The sequence below is a fragment of the Streptomyces sp. 6N223 genome, assembly GCF_052246635.1.
Taxonomy (GTDB): domain Bacteria; phylum Actinomycetota; class Actinomycetes; order Streptomycetales; family Streptomycetaceae; genus Streptomyces.
Map to the genome: position 1 here is coordinate 60,422 of NZ_JBQQCA010000029.1, position 15,709 is coordinate 76,130.

The 15,709-nt window shown below is 70.7% G+C and carries 8 protein-coding genes and 1 pseudogene; 4 read left to right on the forward strand and 5 right to left on the reverse strand.

Annotated features, from left to right (window positions below; all coding sequences use genetic code 11):
• Positions 1-184: 184 nt before the first annotated feature.
• The 5 genes from ACTWQH_RS18990 to ACTWQH_RS19010 are packed head-to-tail and all read right to left on the reverse strand — an operon-like array spanning position 185 to position 8,495.
• A complete protein-coding gene (locus tag ACTWQH_RS18990) occupies positions 185-1,444 on the reverse strand; it encodes a TIGR02679 family protein (protein ID WP_443287812.1) in 1,260 nt (419 codons plus the stop codon).
• The gene (locus tag ACTWQH_RS18995) at positions 1,441-4,662 is read right to left on the reverse strand and encodes a TIGR02680 family protein (protein ID WP_443287813.1); all 3,222 of its coding nucleotides are present in this window, start codon (positions 4,660-4,662) and stop codon (positions 1,441-1,443) included. The genes ACTWQH_RS18990 and ACTWQH_RS18995 overlap by 4 nt, the downstream gene beginning before the upstream one ends.
• On the reverse strand, positions 4,553-5,581 hold the full coding sequence (locus tag ACTWQH_RS19000; RefSeq protein WP_443287814.1) for a hypothetical protein: 1,029 nt from the start codon (positions 5,579-5,581) through the stop codon (positions 4,553-4,555). Before ACTWQH_RS19000 ends, ACTWQH_RS18995 begins: the two co-directional genes overlap by 110 nt.
• Positions 5,578-6,939: a TIGR02678 family protein gene (locus ACTWQH_RS19005; RefSeq protein WP_443287815.1), complete on the reverse strand. Its 1,362-nt coding sequence runs from the start codon at positions 6,937-6,939 to the stop codon at positions 5,578-5,580. Before ACTWQH_RS19005 ends, ACTWQH_RS19000 begins: the two co-directional genes overlap by 4 nt.
• A complete protein-coding gene (locus tag ACTWQH_RS19010; RefSeq protein WP_443287816.1) occupies positions 6,936-8,495 on the reverse strand; it encodes a TIGR02677 family protein in 1,560 nt (519 codons plus the stop codon). The genes ACTWQH_RS19005 and ACTWQH_RS19010 overlap by 4 nt, the downstream gene beginning before the upstream one ends.
• A 228-nt stretch (positions 8,496-8,723) precedes the next feature.
• On the opposite strand from ACTWQH_RS19010, the pseudogene ACTWQH_RS19015 reads away from it, so the two are divergent.
• The 4 genes and pseudogenes from ACTWQH_RS19015 to ACTWQH_RS19030 all read left to right on the forward strand — a co-directional run bounded on the left by ACTWQH_RS19015 (position 8,724) and on the right by ACTWQH_RS19030 (position 15,590).
• Positions 8,724-10,287: pseudogene (locus ACTWQH_RS19015) on the forward strand ((2,3-dihydroxybenzoyl)adenylate synthase).
• A gap of 1,633 nt (positions 10,288-11,920) precedes the next feature.
• Positions 11,921-13,126, forward strand: coding sequence for an acyl-CoA dehydrogenase family protein (locus ACTWQH_RS19020; RefSeq protein WP_443287817.1), 1,206 nt, complete (start codon positions 11,921-11,923; stop codon positions 13,124-13,126).
• A gap of 227 nt (positions 13,127-13,353) precedes the next feature.
• A complete protein-coding gene (locus ACTWQH_RS19025; RefSeq protein WP_443287818.1) occupies positions 13,354-14,286 on the forward strand; it encodes an NAD(P)-dependent oxidoreductase in 933 nt (310 codons plus the stop codon).
• Positions 14,286-15,590 carry a M24 family metallopeptidase gene (locus tag ACTWQH_RS19030; protein WP_443287819.1) on the forward strand — a complete coding sequence of 435 codons (1,305 nt, stop codon included), beginning with the start codon at positions 14,286-14,288 and terminating at the stop codon, positions 15,588-15,590. The genes ACTWQH_RS19025 and ACTWQH_RS19030 overlap by 1 nt, the downstream gene beginning before the upstream one ends.
• The last annotated feature ends 119 nt before the right edge of the window (positions 15,591-15,709 follow it).

Here is a 15,709-nt window from a genome sequence, read left to right on the forward strand (position 1 = left end):
GGTCTCCAGCCCACTCGTCGGCCGTTGATTCGACCGCCTGGGGTGCCGGCGCCGCAGCCGTACGTCAACGCGCTGCTCCAGCGACTTCGTCGTCTGGGCCGAGAAGGTGAAGAAGGTGAAGTTGTTCTTCCCTCATACCCGGCAACGGTGCCTCGGTGGTGGCCGGGCCGCGACGGGGTGGGGCTCATCCCTCGGCTGTGCCCGCGTTCCCCGTGTCCTGGGAAACCAGCGGAACGAGATCGGCGAGGAGGGCGTCGGCGACGTGCTCCTCCATGACGGCCGTGCCATGGGCCCGCAGGGCCGGGGCCAGGTCGGGGTCCCAGGGGGCGTCGGTGACGCGGCCCGGGTCGGGGCCGGCGGAGTGACGGGCGCGGGCCTGGAGGTAGTCGGCGGTGGACATGCGCCAGGGGCGGGCGGGGGTCTTGGCCAGGACGTAGGCCGCGATACGCAGGCCCTCACCGTCGAAGTCGCCGTGGTAGAGCAAGGGAGCGCCCGCCTCGGCGAGGCGGCGCAGCAGGAGAACGGCCGCGCTGTTCGGCCAGCCGGCGACGCAGACCAGCGGTGGGCAGGCGGGGCCGAAACGGCGCAGGGCGAGGGCGAGGATGCTCGGGTTCTCGGTCACGTGGACTTCAGTGGTGGGCAGTCGCAGGCCGCCGGGATCGCGGAGGTGGGCGAGGGTGAGGTGGGTGGCGTGGCCCGCCTCGGCGTACGCGGTCAGGGAGGTGGCGACCGGGCCGGTGCCGGCCGGGCGCAGGCCCGCGGTCAGCACCGTCGTCGACAGGGCATCGTCCGCGACGCCCGCGCCGGCCCACAGCGCACGCCGTTCCGCCGCCGACTCCGGGAAGGCTACGCCGTACAGCGCGGCGAGCGCGCGCAGCACCACGGTCGTGAGGCGCCGCGCGTCGTCGAGCGCGTGCGGGTCGCCCAGCACGCTGGCGGCGAAGTGCGGCAGAGGTTCGCCCCCGGCTGGCAGCGCGGCGAGCGTACGCAGGGCGTCGTCGAGGAGGCCGCGGGTGGCAGGCACGGAACCGCCGGCCAGGCCGGCGCGCGGCAGCTCGTCTGCCCAGCCGGCAAGGGCGGGCTGGGCGGTGACGACTGGGTGGGTGCGTACCCACCGCCACAGCGCGGCCCGTTCGGCCCGCGCGGCCTCGCGCTCCGCGGCGTGATCCCCCACGGTGCCGATGATCGCGGTAACCGCTGCGCGGGTGTCCTGGTCGCACGCGTCGCGCACGGCGCTGTCGAGGCGGGCGAGGGAGACGGTGGGCCGAGGGCCCGGCAGGTGGTCCAGGCCGAGGAGATCGGCGAGGGCTTCCTGGCCGGCCTCGTCGAGGGGTTCGGTTCGCACCCGGCTGACGGGGCGGCCGGTGGACAGCCGCTGGTGCACCGCGCGCCACAGCGGGAGGAGTTCCGGGCGGTCGAGGGGGTGGTGGTGGGGGTGGGTCACGGAGGCGTGTCCGGCGAATCGTCGGTGACCTGAGCCGTCTGAGTTGTCGGGTCTGCCTGGTCGGTGTCGGCCGGGACGAGCGCCGCGCCGTCCCACACGAAGCGGGCGGTGGTGACCGCGTCGTCGTCACCATCCGTGATCAGCTGGTGGATGGCGATGCCGTGCAGCTCGCGGTAGGTGCACCACTCGTGGTCGGACGTGAGGAGCAGGTCGAGGTCGAGCGAACTGAGCAGGTCGAAGACCTGGCCGCGGTTGGTGGTGTCGACGCCGACGAAGACCTCGTCGAGGAGGATGAGCCGCGGTGCCTCCGGCACCGACTGGTAGTGCGCGGCCACGGCGGCGAACAGCGGCAGGTGCAGGGCGATGGCCTTCTCACCACCGGAGAGGGCACCGTGCAGCTTCTTCGTCAGCAGCTGCCAGCCCTGCCCGTTCGCCCGGTCCAGCTTGACGACGAACTGGTGCCAGGCGGTGTAGTCGAGGACCTGGGCGAGCTGCTCTTCCCAACTGGTCGCCCTCTGCTCCTGTTTGGCCTCCTCCACGCGGTCGCGGAAGAAACGGTGCAACGCCTCACGGTCGGCGTCGGTCATCCGCACGGGGTCCTTCAGCAGCAGGTCGCGAGCGGACCTCGTGCCGGCAGGCAGGGTCGGGTCGACCTGCCACACCAGGCGCACGGCGACGTTCGACGCCGTGCGGACCCGCTCCAGGCGAGCGTTCATCCCGTCCACCAGCTCGTTGGCCTGCCGGATGCGGGCCGCGAGGTGACGGCGGGTGTCGCCCGTGAGGGTGCGGTCGAACAGCTCGCGCTCCGCCGTCGTGATGTCGTCCCGGCTCCGGCCCCGCTCCTCCGCGAGAAGGGCGAGGAGCCGGGTGGCGCCGACCGTGACGCCGTCCACGGTGGCGGTCAGGATCCGTACGTGGTCGGTTTCGTCGACCGTCTCCAGGGTCAGGTCGGCTCGGTCGCTGAGCGCCTGCTCGGCCTGGTGGCGGGTCTCGTCGAGCCGGCCGAGCGCGTCCGCGATGTTCTTCGGGGCGTGCGGCACGGACGGCCACGCGGCGGCGACGGCTCGGGCGGTCTCCAGTGCGGCGGTGACGCCGGTGCTCCGCGGCGGTTCGCCCCCGGCGTCGGCCGCGAGGCCGAGGGTGGCGTGGCGGTGGAGGCGGTGGGCGGCGGCATCGCGGGCGGCGATGGCGGTGTCCCGTTCCTGGGCCGCCGCGTTGAGGCGGCCGCGCAGCTCACCGATCCGGTCCGCCAGCCCGCGTAGGGCCTTCTCCAGCCGGCGCGTCTCCTCCCGGGCATGCCGCTCGTCGCCGCGGTATGCCTCGATGCGGTCGAGGACCTCCCGGTACTCCGCGCCGACGGCCCGCTCGGTCTCCTCCAGGGAGGCGGCCAGCGAACGGGCCGTCGACTCCCGCTGGCGGGCGTCCTCGTCGGCGGCCGTGGCCCGTTCGCGCGAGCTGACGGCCCGACGGCGCGCGTCGTCGGCCACCCGGCGCGCACCGGCGAGCCGCAGGGCGGCGGCCAGCCAGTCCGCGGTCCGCTCCCGGAAGCCCTCGACCTCGGCGGCGAGCCGCGCCAGCGCCTCGCCGCCGGCGGGCAGGCCGTGCTCGGCCGCCGCCGCGTCCAGTCGTCGGCGGGCCGTCACGACCTCGGCCTCGCGCCGATCGAGCCGCCTCATCGCCTCGCGGACCGCGTCGTCGCGTGCGCCCACCTCGGCGTCGGCCTGGTCGAGGGCGCGGCGGGCCGCGGCGACCGGTTCGTGGTCGGGCAGCGAGCCGCGCTCCCGGTCAAGAGTGGCGCGGCGGGCGGCCAGCTCGGCGATCCGCTGTTCGCACTGGCGCACTGAGGCGTCGACCCCGTCGACGAGGGCCTTGAGCTCGGCGATGCGGCGCTCGCGGGCGCGTTCCCGTGCGAGGGCGCCGATGTGAGCGGACTCCGGTTTCGACCAGCTGCCGGTGGTTGCGGCCAGCCGCCAGGTGCCGTCCGCGCCGACGGCCGCCGGATGGGCGGGAGGCAGGGTCTCGCCGTAGGCGATGGCCGCCAGCAGGCGGGCGACGCGCTCGACCGGCACCGGTCCGTCCGGCTCGGGGCGGAGGGCGTCCGCAAGGCTGCCGCTGGGGGCGGGGGGCAGGGGGTCGGGTTCGGCGAAGGTGTCGTGGCCCGGGGCGAGGAGGCCGCCGTGCGGGCCGACCCAGGCGTCGAGGAGGCCGGCGGCCTCCAATGCTGCCTCGACGGCGGCCTGTTCCTCCGCCGGTACGTGGTCACGGAAAGCAACCAGCCGCCACAGCGGGGCACCGGGCAGCGTGGTGCGGTCGGCGGTGCGGGTCCGGGGCGGCTCCGGGGGCAGGTCCTTGGACCTCCGCAGCTCGTCCCGCTCCTTCGTGAGGCGGGCACGCTCGGCCGTCAGCTCGGCGAGGCGCTGGTCGGCGAGAGTCCGTGCCTCGGTGACCTCGCGGTCCACGACCCGCACGGCCGCCTCGACGAGGGCGGTGACCTCGGACTCGTAGGGAGCCCGGTCGGCGAGTTCGTCGACGGCGGCGGCGCCGAGGACGAGTTCTACGCAGCCACGCGCCCAGACTCGCAGCCGCTCCGCCTGCTCTGCGACGGCCGTCTCGTACTCCTCGGAGCGCCTAGTTCTCTGGCCGGTGGCGGCGGCGAGCTTCTCGCGGGCGTCCTCCAGCAGCGTCTCCGCCGACGCGCGGTCCCGTTCCGCCGTCCGATGGGCCTCCCACGCGGTACGCACCCGGGCGATGCTGTCGTTGCGGGCGTGGACCGCGCCGTTCGCCAGGTGACGGGCGCGCGGCTCATCGTCATCCGCCAGCGCCGCCGCGACTTCGTCGCAGACCGCGGCCATGCCGGCCCGCCGCGCGGCCTGCCGCGCCGCCGCCTCGGCGTCGTCGGACGCACCCTGCCGCTTCTCGGCCTCGCCGGCGACCTCCGCGGCTGTCCGCTCGTCCGCCGCCGCCTCCTCCACCGCCCGACCCGCCGCCCGACGACGGCCCTCCGCGTCACGCCGGGCGTCGCCAACCCGCCGGCGCAGCTCATCGAGTTGGCGGCCTTCGCGGTAGGCGTCGGACTCGGTGAGTGCCCTGATCCGCGCGGCCAGTTCCTCACCGGTCGCCTCGGTCTGGGCGAGCCGCTCCTCGGTCGCGGCGTTCTCCTCGGTCGCCTTCTGGTACGCCTCCTCCGTCTCGCGTGCCGCGCGGGTGCGGTTGTCCATGTCGGTGGTGGGCGGCGATCAGCGCGGTGGCGTCCGCGCGCAGCACCCGTCGGGCGTACGTCCGCTGGCGGGCGGCAAGGGTGTCGGCCGCCGCCACCTGGTCGTCGAGGCGGCGCAGTTCCTCACGCTGCCGGTCGAGGCGTTCGAAGCCGTCCGCCAGCTCCGCGAGCTCGCCCCGGTCCAGTGGCGGCAGCGCCTTCGACAGCAGCGTAGAGAGCAGGGAGGGGTCGAGGCGCTCGGAGAGCTTCGGGGTGCGCAGCTGGAGGAGGGCGGTAATCAGCGCGTCGTACCGCTGCTCGGTCAGCCCGGGGAAGAGGGCCTGCCGGACGGCCGCGCGGTAGTCGGCGGCGGCCGGGTAGACCTCGCCGCGCCCTGCCAGCGCCTCGGCGAGGGCGGCGCGGGTGAGCGGCCGCTTCGCCTCGTCCGCCAGCGGCAGGCCGCCGGGCACGCCGACGCGTCCTCGCAGCGTGAAGTAGTCCGCGCCCACCGAAGTGGTGCGGTTCGATGCTTGCAGCCGCGCGCCGATGGTGAACCAGTCCTGCTCCCCGTCCTCCTCTTCCCTGGAGTGATCCGCGGACCGTACCGCCGTGAACTCCAGCCACACATACCCCACCCGGGTGACGCCGCCGGCGCCCTCGCCCATGAGGTTCCAGTGCATGGTGCGTTCGCTGCCGCCGAAGGTCGACAGGCGGTTGGGCCGCAGGCTGGCATCGAAGAGGAACGGCAGCAGCAGTTCAAGAGCCTTCGACTTGCCGGTGCCGTTGGGCCCGCGGAGCAGCAGCCTGCCCTGGTGGAAGGTGAACACCTCGTCGTAGTAGCGCCACACGTTGAGCACCCCTGCGCGGGAGGGCAGCCAGCGGGTGGGGCTCGCGGGCCGGTCGCCGGTGACGCCTCGCCCGTGGAGCTGGGTCACGGTCATCCGGACGCCCTCCTTCGTGCGGGCTTTCGTACGAGCTGTCCGTGCGGACGTCCGTCGGCCGCGGTGGTGTGGGTGACCCGGTAACGGGCGGCGGCCGGGCGGGCCGTGACACGGCCACCGTCATGGCGTACCAGGCCGAAGCCGGAGAGCACGCTCAGGGCGTCCGCCGCGAGCCGGGCAGCGCCGTCCTCGGAGCGGTACGCCCTGCCCCACCCGGGAAACCGAACGAGAAGCGCGGCGACCTCGGCCGTGAGCTGCTCGGTCGTGGCGCCGACGGGTTCCTCGGCGGGGTCACCGTCGTCTGAGTCGCTCGCCTCACCGGTGAGCCGGTCGAGCAGCAGCAGCGCGGCGACCTTGGCGTGGCTGGCGTCGTCAGGGAAACGGCCGTCAGTGGCGAGACCGTCCGGGTCGACGAGCAGCCAGCCCTCGGCACGCTCCTCCAGGACGAACCCGGCCTGGTCGGCGGCCCGCCGCAGGATCTGCCGGCCGGTCGGGGAGGCGAGGTAGCCGAGCTGTGCCTCGGTCAGCTCCTCCCGGTAGAGCACCGGGTCGTCGAAGAGGCGACGCAGCACCGAGTGACGCAGCCACAGGTTGTGTTGCGTAGCGGACACCATCAGGTCCGGGCCATCCGTCCCGCCCTCTGCCGCCGCCCCATACCGCCGTTCGCGGGTCAGCCGGCCCAGCCGTTCCTCGAGATCCGCCGAGCCGCCGACCCGCTCCACCGACCCGTCCGACGCGTCCGCCTCGTCCGAAACGACGCGGGAGGGGCTGACCGGGGTCGCCAGCAGCCGCATCATCACCCCGGACTCCACCTGGTACAGCACCTTCGCCCCGGCCGACTCGGTGAACGACTCGGTCGACCCGTCGAGGGTGCGGAGCGCCCCGTACCCCTCCAGGAGCTTCAGCACATCGACGAAGGCCATCCGCTCGTCCCGCCGCGCGGTGTCGAACGCGGGCAGCGCCTCGTCGGTGGCGATCGCCCGCACCACCCGGTCGGCGAGGAGCCCGACGGTGGTCACCGGCACCGCCAGCAGCTCGGCACAGGTCACGCAGAACAGGACGTACCGGCGCCGGTCGAGTGGTGCCCGGCCGGCACGGGGCCGGCGGGCGGGACGGTCGCCGACCGCGTACGAACGAACCTTGAGCAGGCAGGCGTACCCCAGGCGCGGTTCGACCGCGAGGGTCCAGCCGAGGGTGTGATCGAACCAACGGCCCAACGGCTGGCGGCGGCGGACGACGAGGGCGAACGCCTCGGGATCCGCGCGCTCGGTGAGCAGCGGGCGCCCCAGCAGCAGCCGGATGCCGCGCGCCACCTCCTCCCGTTCGGCGACCACGAGTTGGTTGGCGAGGTTGCTCATCCGGCCGCCTCCCGTTGGGCGGCCGGGACCACCGCCGCGCCGGCGGCGCGGATCTCGATCACGTAGTCGGTTCCGGTGAAACGGCCTCGCGGGGTGTGGAGCACGGCCTGTGCCCCGTCAGCCGGCTCGGAGAGAACCACCTCGACACGGCCGTCGCCCGTGACGGCCCGGCGGCGGCCGGTGGCGTCGGCTCGGGCGGCGAGGGCGCGCCCGAGCAGGTCCAGCAGGCGCTCGAAGACGCTGTGGTCGAGCGTGCCGAAGGCGGACAGCCGCACCGGGGTCCGGGTGTCGAGCATGCACCAGGCCGCCTCGAGTTCGGCGCGTTCGGCTGCCGCCCGGCGGGCGCGCTCGGCCTTCACCGCCGCGACGTCCCGTACCCGTCCGGTCCGGGTGAACCGCTCGGTGCGTCCGCTGGCGCGCAGCAGCGCCGATACCGCCACCGGCGGTGCGTCCCGCCAGCTGTCGGAGGCGGGCACCAGCTCGGGGTCGGGGTGGGTGAGGTGGGCGTGGCGGGCCGGGGCCAGGCCGAACGCCGTCGCCCACAGACGGTGGGCGTCGCGTTCGCTCGGCGCGGCGGCGAACCAGCGGGCCAGCTCCCGGAAGTCCTGCGCGGTGCTGGAGGAGCGCCGACGCGACTCGGTGATCCGCTCCAGGACCCGCAGCAGGGTGACGATCGCGCGGCGCGCCACGTGGTGGAGCTGCTCCACCCGGGCGGGCGCGCCGTCGGCCGGGAGGAACCAGGCGCGCAGCCCCTCCCAGCGGGCCGTTCGCTGGGCCAGCCAGGCGGGCGCCGGGTCCCCGCCGGCCAGCGGCGGCAGCTCGGCCCCGACCAGGGCCCGCCGCCGCAGACTCTCCACTCCCCGTTCCTCGACGCGGGCCACGGCCCGGGCGACGGCGTGGGCCCGCTGGTCGAGGTTGGTGAGGAACTCCCGCAGGTAGGCAACGGTCGCGGCCTTCACCTCGTGGAAGGTGACCAGGTCGGTGCCGTCCGCGCGGAGCAGGCGCTGCAGTTCGCCGTTGAACTGTTTGGTGTTGGAGCGGAGGGCGTCGAGGTGGCTCTCCAGTTCCTGGAGAGTGGTGAACACCTGCCGGTCGGCGGAGCCGGGGTCGGCCAGCAGGGCGGCGAGGGCGGTGAGCCGGTCGCCGATGGCGTCGAGCACCGCCGTCTGCAGGGCGCCGGAGGAGGCCAGCACAGCCAGCGCGTGCTGTACCCCGGCGAAGGCGGCCTCGCCGCGGCGGGTCAGGGAATACTGCAGGTTCCGCCGTTCGTACTCCTCGGCGGTGCGGTAGTTCCCCGCGTGGTTCTGCACCACGTCGAGCAGCTGCCAGTCCCGCAGCTGGCCGAGGGCGGCTACCAGATCGTCGTCGGTGAGCGCGTCGAACCAGCCGACGCCGCGAAGCCGGTCACGCACCTCGTCCAGGCCCAGGGCGGTCACCAGCCGCTCGTTCGCCTCCCCGAACGCGTGCAGGATCGCCCCGTACAGCGGCGCGCGGTCCCCCGTGGTGAACCGGAACATGTCCGAGGGAACCCGCCCGACGCCACCGGTGCCGCTCACGTGGTCCTCTCCTCCCCGGGACCGTGGATACATCCCACGCCGAACCAGGCTACGAGACACCGCCGACACCTTTCAGGCGAACGCCCGACCCCACCGGCAGCGCACGACCGCACCGTGAGCCCGGCACCAGCGGTGGTCAGCAAGGCCGTTGAGGACTACAGGTCGGCCACCATCGGGTGCCGGCCGAACAGCGCGGCGGTGCACTTCGGCGTGGGCGGGAGCAGCCGTTTGGCCACCGCCGTACTTGCTGGTTGCACCCCGTGGCCGGGTGAACTCGGAGAGAGACATCGGCGGGCCGGATACTGGCGCGACGAGCCGCTCGGGCGGCTCACCAGGTCACCGCGCACCGCGCTGGTGTCCGGCGCCGATCGCTACGACTACGCCGGCTTCGACGACCGCGCCAGCCGGCTCGCGGCCGGTCTGCTGGATCTCGGGATCAGGCCGGACGAGCGCGTCGTCGTGCAACTGCCCAACGTCGCCGAGTTCGCCATCCTGTGCTTCGCCCTATTCCGCGTCGGCGCGCTTCCGGTGATGGCCCTGCCCGCGCACCGGGAGGAGGAGATCGGGTACCTCTGCGAGCTGGCCGAAGCCAGCACCTACGTGATCGCCGACCACGTCGCCAGCTACGACTACCGGCTCCTCGCCGAGACCGTGCGGCGCCGGGTGCCCACCGTGCGGAACGTCCTCGTTCTCGGCGATCCCGGCGCCTTCACGGCCCTCGCCGACGTCGACGCGGAACCTCGTCCGCTGCCCCCGGCAGCCCCCGACGACGTGGCGCTGTTCCTGCTGTCCGGCGGTATCACCGGCCTGCCCAAGCTGATCCCGCGCCCCCACAACGACTACGGCTACAACGCGCGGGCCAGCGCGGAGCTGTGCCGTTTCGGACCCGACACCCGTTACTTGGTCGCGCTGCCCGCGGCCCACAATTTTCCCTGGCCTGCCCGGGCATCCTCGGCACCCTCCACACCGGCGGAACCGTGGTCTTCGCCCGCAACCCCAGCCCGGACGAGATCTTCCCACTCATCGAACGCGAGCGGATCACCGCCACCGCCGCTGTCCCCACCATCGCGCAACTCTGGGCCCAGGCGCGCGGCTGGCTCGCCGAGGATCTCTCCAGCCTGCGGCTGCTCCAAGTGGGCGGGGCGAAACTCAGTCCGTCATCCGCCCGGGACCTCGTGGACGCGCTCGGCTGCCCGCTCCAGCAGGTCTTCGGCATGGCGGAGGGGCTGCTCAACTACACCGATCCCAGCGACCCGCCCGAGATCGTCGAACACACGCAACGAAAACCGCTGTCCCCGGCCGACGAGATCCACATCGTCGACGCCTCCGGGCACGACGTCGCCCCAGGCGAGACCGGGGAACTGCTGACGCGCGGCCCCAACACCCTCCGCGGTTACTATCGCGCGCCCGAGCACAATGTGAAAACGTTCAGGGCCTGCCCGGTGGCCATCTGATCGTCGAGGGACGGATCAAGGACGACATCAACCGCGGTGGCGACAAGGTCCCCGCCACCGAGGTGGACGACCACCTGCGCGCCCACCCTACGATCGCCGATGTCGCCCTCGTCGGCCTGCCCCACCCACTGCTGGGCGAGGCGACATGTGCATGCATCGTCCCCAGCGGCACGCCACCGACGCTCGCCGACCTCACGGCATTCCTGCACGACCGCGGCCTCGCCACCTTCAAACTGCCCGACCAGCTCCGCGTTGTCGACCACCTGCCGGTGACCGCGGTCGGAAAGGTCGACAAGAAGCGTCTCAGCGAGCAGGTGTGCGCTGATCCCACCGGTTGACGGTCTAGCGGATCGCGGCGAGGACGTGGCTGTTGCCGAACTGCCAGACCGGGCTGACGTGGGCGAAGCCCGCCTGCCGCAGGAGCGCGATGTGGCGGGACAGCGTCAAGTTGGCGTCACCCCCACCGTCGCCGCCGCCTGCACGCAGGCGGCGCTGCCGCTGCGCATCAGGTCTACCTGCTGGCGGGGCTGCTGCGCTGCGGGGTGTGCGAGCGGCTCATGGAGTCCTGCTGGACCCGCGGCAGGCCCACGTACCGCTGCCGCCACGGCCACACCAGCACCACCCCGCGCGGGGCAGGGGGGCAGGTGCGGATCTTGGAGTCGTCCTGCGGACGGTGCCGTCGCGTACCTCAGCCGTTCGAGGGCGAGTCTTCGCGTTGTCGCCACAGGGTGTACCGGGGTCCACGGCTCCCGGTAGGCCACGATCCCCAACGAGACCAGATCATTTTCCGTTGGCCACGCGTTGGCCACGAAGAGGGATCTGAGACCCCTCGAAGAGGGAGAAACTACAGGTCAAGCCTGGGTTGTTGGTGTCCGGAGGGGGACTTGAACTGCCACCCCGGACACCAAGGTGACAGGCTCCTGACCTGCGGTTTCTTCTGTCGGCAACAGATCACGGCGGTCACGGTTCTCCCGTCCTCTACCTGCGTGGTTGTGCCTGTCTCCGACTGCTGTGGGCCACGCGTTGGCCACGGCCGCGGAGGCGGGCGTCAGGAGTTGACAACGAGTGTCCTCCCTGTCACCAGGACGGCGGAGGCGGATGATTCATTCATTCACGGCTGCCGGCGTTGACGGGGAGCAGTCCCAAGGAGACCGGTAGCCTCCCGTCGTGGAGGGCGACCGCCACCAGGCGCCACCTCCTCAAACTCCATCCTGCGGTCGTGGAAGCCGCGATTCTCGACCGTCGCGCAGGCCGTCCTGCCGCGGGTTGAGACTGCGGAAGCAGCACTCGCCGGAGCCCGGGAGGTCCATCTGCTCGGGGCCGCGATGGTGCCACGGTTTGGCACCACAGAGGCGGAGGACAACCGCCACACCATCCCCCGACATCGGCGAGCAGGCTGGAGACGTCGAGGTTGCGATCCTCGGCCATCGCTAACGGGCTCTCCCGCAATTGGTCGTGAGGCGTGTTGGCCTGGCTCCTGAGACAAGGTACTCGTGTCTGCCCACTGGTGCCATCAACCCTCTCCTGGTCACGAGCCACCCGACACTCGAACAGCCGCGGATCGCGCCGGTCCCCAGGTGGGCGCGCCCATCGGAGCGAGGCACGGCGATCAACCTCAGTCAGTCGGACTGCTGCTAGTGCAAACGGTTGCGAAGTCGTTGACGCAGCCCCATTCGTTGTCATACGGTGCAATGCTAACGATTGCATGGGATACGAGGTTCGCGCGACTCCTCGTTGCGCTCCCGTCGGGCTCAGCGCTTCGGGCGCGCAATCAGGCGGGAACCTTCGAACTCAACTGAAGAGGATCAATCCGCCCTGAGCCCGCACGACGGGCTGTGGCGCCCTCGAGAGCTCGTCGAGTGTCGTTGCGGGGCGCTGGTCGACCCGGTCCGACTCGTTTCGCGAGGTACGGGGGCGAGCGGAGCGGCTTGGCACCACTCCGAGCAGCACCCAACCAGGAAGGACGCAACCATGGTTGACGGACGGGGCCTCTCGCCCGAGATCAACGACGTGATCGGCAGGATCAGGGAGATCGCGCCCCTGCTCGCCAGCAACAGCCTGCAAGGCGAAGTCGATCGCCGAATTCCCGATGAGTCCTTCGACGCACTCGTCAGGGCTGGTGCATTCCGAGTGTCAGTGCCGGGCCGCTTCGGTGGTTTTGCCGCCAACTCCCGCGCCTCGCTCGCGATCGCCCGCGAGATTGGTCGCGGCGACGGCGGCGCGAGCTGGGTCTTCGGCATCCTGAACTCCGGCGCTTGGGTCCTCAGCCTCATGCAGCTCCAGGCGCAGGAAGACGCCTGGTCGGCCGGACCTGACCAGCTCATCTCGATCGTGCTCACCGCGTCCTCCAAAGCAGCCAAGGAGGACGGCGGCTACCGGGTCACCGGCAAGTGGGCCTACGGCACCGGGTCGCGTCACTCCCACTGGTCCCTTCTCGGTGTGCCTCTCGAGGACGCGGACGGCAACGTCGTTGACAGCGGCCTCGCACTGATCCCGGCCTCGGACCTTTCCATCGAGGAGACCTGGTACGTCGCCGGCATGAGATCAACCGGAAGCAATACGCAGGTCGCGAACGACGTCTTCGTTCCCGACCACCGCATCCTCCCCCTGACCGCAGCCATCGAGGGCAAGTACCCCGGCAGCGGAGTGAATCCGGAGGTCTCCTACCGGCCGGCGTTCGTGCCTGCCCTTGCGCTCCAGCTCGTAGGGCCACACCTCGGCATGGGCCGCGCAGTCCTCGACATGGTCTCCCAGAAAGCGTCGTCGAAGGGGATCGCCTTCACCAGCTACGACCGACAGGCTGATGCCGTCGTCACCCAGCTCGCGATCGCGAAAGCCGCCCTTCTTCTGGAGACTGCCGAGATCTTTGCGGACCAGATCGCCGGCCGACTCTACGAGTCCGCCGAGCGCGAGGGCTATCCGAACTATGCAGAGCGCGTCAGAATGCGAGCTCACATTGGGTACGCCGTCGACAATGTCACGCAGGCCATCGACATCCTCGTGAGTGCCCACGGCTCTGCCGCGTTCGCAGACGCGAACCCGATCCAACGCTTCTGGCGCGACCAGGCCACCGCGGCACGACACGCCCACTCGTTGCCGTCCACCGGCTACGAGGCCTACGGCAAGGTGCTCGTCGGGCTCGAGGACGCCGCGCGGTCTTTCCTGCCGGTTCTCTGACGTTCTCATCCACTGGTGCCGCCCTGCCGCGACACGACGAACGATCCGGACCTTCCCAACGATCCGGACCTTCCCGTTGCTCCAATGTTCTCGTCTGGCGGCTCAGCCGGGCTTGCATCTTCCTTCATGGGTCGGCGGCAGTGGGGACTCAGCCCGGCGTGGGGCTTGCAGTAGAGAAGCGTCGGGCCGTAATCTTGCAATCGATTGCTACGCCAAGGAGTGAATGGATGATCGTCAAGCCCACCGTCGGATGGATCGGCGTCGGCCGCATGGGATATGAGCTGGCCAAGCGACTGTTGGACGCCGGTTACGACGTCGCCGTCTACAACCGCACGCGTGCGAAGGCTGAGTCGCTCATCGAGTATGGCGCGACGGTGGTCGACCGGCCGGTCGAGTTGGCTGGCCGCGACATCGTCTTCAGCATGGTGGCGGCGTCCAACGATCTGCGCCAGGTGATGCTCGAGGAGAACGGCCTCCTGACTGACCCGTCCAGCGCGCCTCGGATCGTCGCTGACGCCTCGACTGTCTCCGTTGAGATAAGCGAAGAGGTGAGGGCGGCCGCGGATGCGCGTGGTGTCGGCTTTCTCGCCACGCCGGTCTCTGGCAACCCGCGGGTCATCGCCGCTGGGAAGCTGACGGTGGTGGCCTCCGGTCCCCGCGCGGTGTTCGACGAGACACGCCCGCTTCTGGAGACGTGGGGCAGAGGCGTTACCTACGCGGGGGACGGAGAGGTCGCGCGAATCGTGAAGATCGCCCACAACGTGTTTCTCGGCGTTGTCTTCCAGTCGCTATCCGAGATCACCGTGCTTGCGGAGAAGGCGGGTGTCCGGCGGCAGGACTTCCTCGAGTTCGTGAACGACTCCGTCATGGGTTCGGTGTTCAGTCGCTACAAGACGCCAGCGCTTGTCAACCTCGATTTCACGCCCACGTTCACCAACGTCCTCCTCCAGAAGGACTTCGACCTCGGCCTGGATGCCGCCCACGAACTGGGCGTTGTCATGCCGGTCGCATCGGTCGTTCGCTACCTGGTCGCTCAGGAGGTAGGCAATAACAACGTCGACCAAGACTTCGCGTCGCTGATCCTGACGGTGGCGGAGGGCTCCGGCCTGTCGCTGCAGCCCGAGAACGCCGACGTGAGCGATGGACTCGAGGTGTCGTGATGGCTTCTCAGGAGCGATCCGCGCCCGAGCGCACATTCGAACGGCTCAGTCAGCGTCCTACCGACCGGCAGCCGCTAGGTGCACCGGGCCAGGCCGCAGTCGACTACGAGCACCGGGTCGACTTCGACCGCCTTCGGCGGTATCGCTTGGGGCGCGCCAAGGCAGCGCTGGAGCGGAGCGAATGCGGCGCGTTCCTTTTGTTCGACTTCTACAACATTCGGTACACGACGCAGACGTGGATCGGTGGGGCGCTCGGCGACAAGATGATCCGGTACGCGCTCTTGATTCGGGGACAGGACCCGATCCTTTGGGACTTCGGGTCAGCGGTGCGGCACCACAAGTTGTACTCGAACTGGGTGCCCGCCGAGAACTACCGGGCTGGGTTCTTGGGTTTCCGCGGAGCGGTTGACCCTGAAGGCGCCGGACTCATGCGGGACGCTGTCTCGGAGATCGTGTCGCTGCTGCGCGCAGCAGGTGTCGCAGACGCCCCGCTTGGTGTAGACATCGTCGAGCCGCCGTTCATGTTCGAGCTGCAGCGGCAGGGACTGGCCGTTGTGGACGCTCAGCAGCGGATGCTGGACGCCCGTGTCATCAAGAACCAGGACGAGATCACGCTGCTGAATCAAGCAGCCGCGATGGTCGATGGCGTATACCAGGGCATCGTCGACGCCCTCAGGCCCGGTGTTCGCGAGAACGAGATCGTGGCATTGGCGAGCAAGAAGCTTTATGAGTACGGCAGCGACCAGGTCGAAGCGGTCAACGCGATCTCCGGTGAGCGATGCAACCCGCACCCCCACAACTTCACCGACCGGATCATCCGTCCCGGCGACCAGGCGTTCTTCGACATCATCCACTCCTTCAACGGCTACCGAACGTGCTACTACAGAACGTTCGGAGTCGGCTGGGCGACGTCGAGTCAGCGAGACGCCTACTCTCAGGCCCGCGAATGGATGGATGTTGCTCTGGATGCGATCCGCCCGGGCGTCGGAACCGATGAGGTGGCGTCTGTACTTCCCAAGGCCGAGGAATTCGGGTTTGACAACGAACTCGCGGCGTTTGGACTGCAGTTCGCGCATGGACTCGGACTCGGCCTGCACGAGCGTCCGATCATCTCGCGACTGAACTCGATGCGCGACCCCGTCGAACTGCGGGCTGGCATGGTCTTTGCGATAGAGACCTACTGTCCTGCATCTGACGGAACATCAGCGGCGCGAATAGAGGAGGAGGTCGTCGTCACGGACTACGGCGTCGAAGTGCTCACGCGCTTCCCTGCCCAGGAACTGTTCGTCGCGAACCCGTATTGATAACCGCAGGACTGAGAGGCGTTGGGCTGAGTAGGTAAAAGATCATCCAACGTGCGACGCAGATCCCTGTCGCAGAGTATACTCAAGGAAGCTTTACATGCAATCGATTGCAAGGCCGA

Bases quoted from the DNA above. Each gene is read 5' to 3' on its own strand.
- ACTWQH_RS18995 (WP_443287813.1), bottom strand. From the start codon at position 4,662: ATGGACAACCGCACCCGCGCGGCACGCGAGACGGAGGAGGCGTACCAG.
- ACTWQH_RS19000 (WP_443287814.1), bottom strand. From the start codon at position 5,581: ATGACCGTGACCCAGCTCCACGGGCGAGGCGTCACCGGCGACCGGCCC.
- ACTWQH_RS19005 (WP_443287815.1), bottom strand. From the start codon at position 6,939: ATGAGCAACCTCGCCAACCAACTCGTGGTCGCCGAACGGGAGGAGGTG.
- ACTWQH_RS19020 (WP_443287817.1), top strand. From the start codon at position 11,921: ATGGTTGACGGACGGGGCCTCTCGCCCGAGATCAACGACGTGATCGGC.
- ACTWQH_RS19025 (WP_443287818.1), top strand. From the start codon at position 13,354: ATGATCGTCAAGCCCACCGTCGGATGGATCGGCGTCGGCCGCATGGGA.
- ACTWQH_RS19030 (WP_443287819.1), top strand. From the start codon at position 14,286: ATGGCTTCTCAGGAGCGATCCGCGCCCGAGCGCACATTCGAACGGCTC.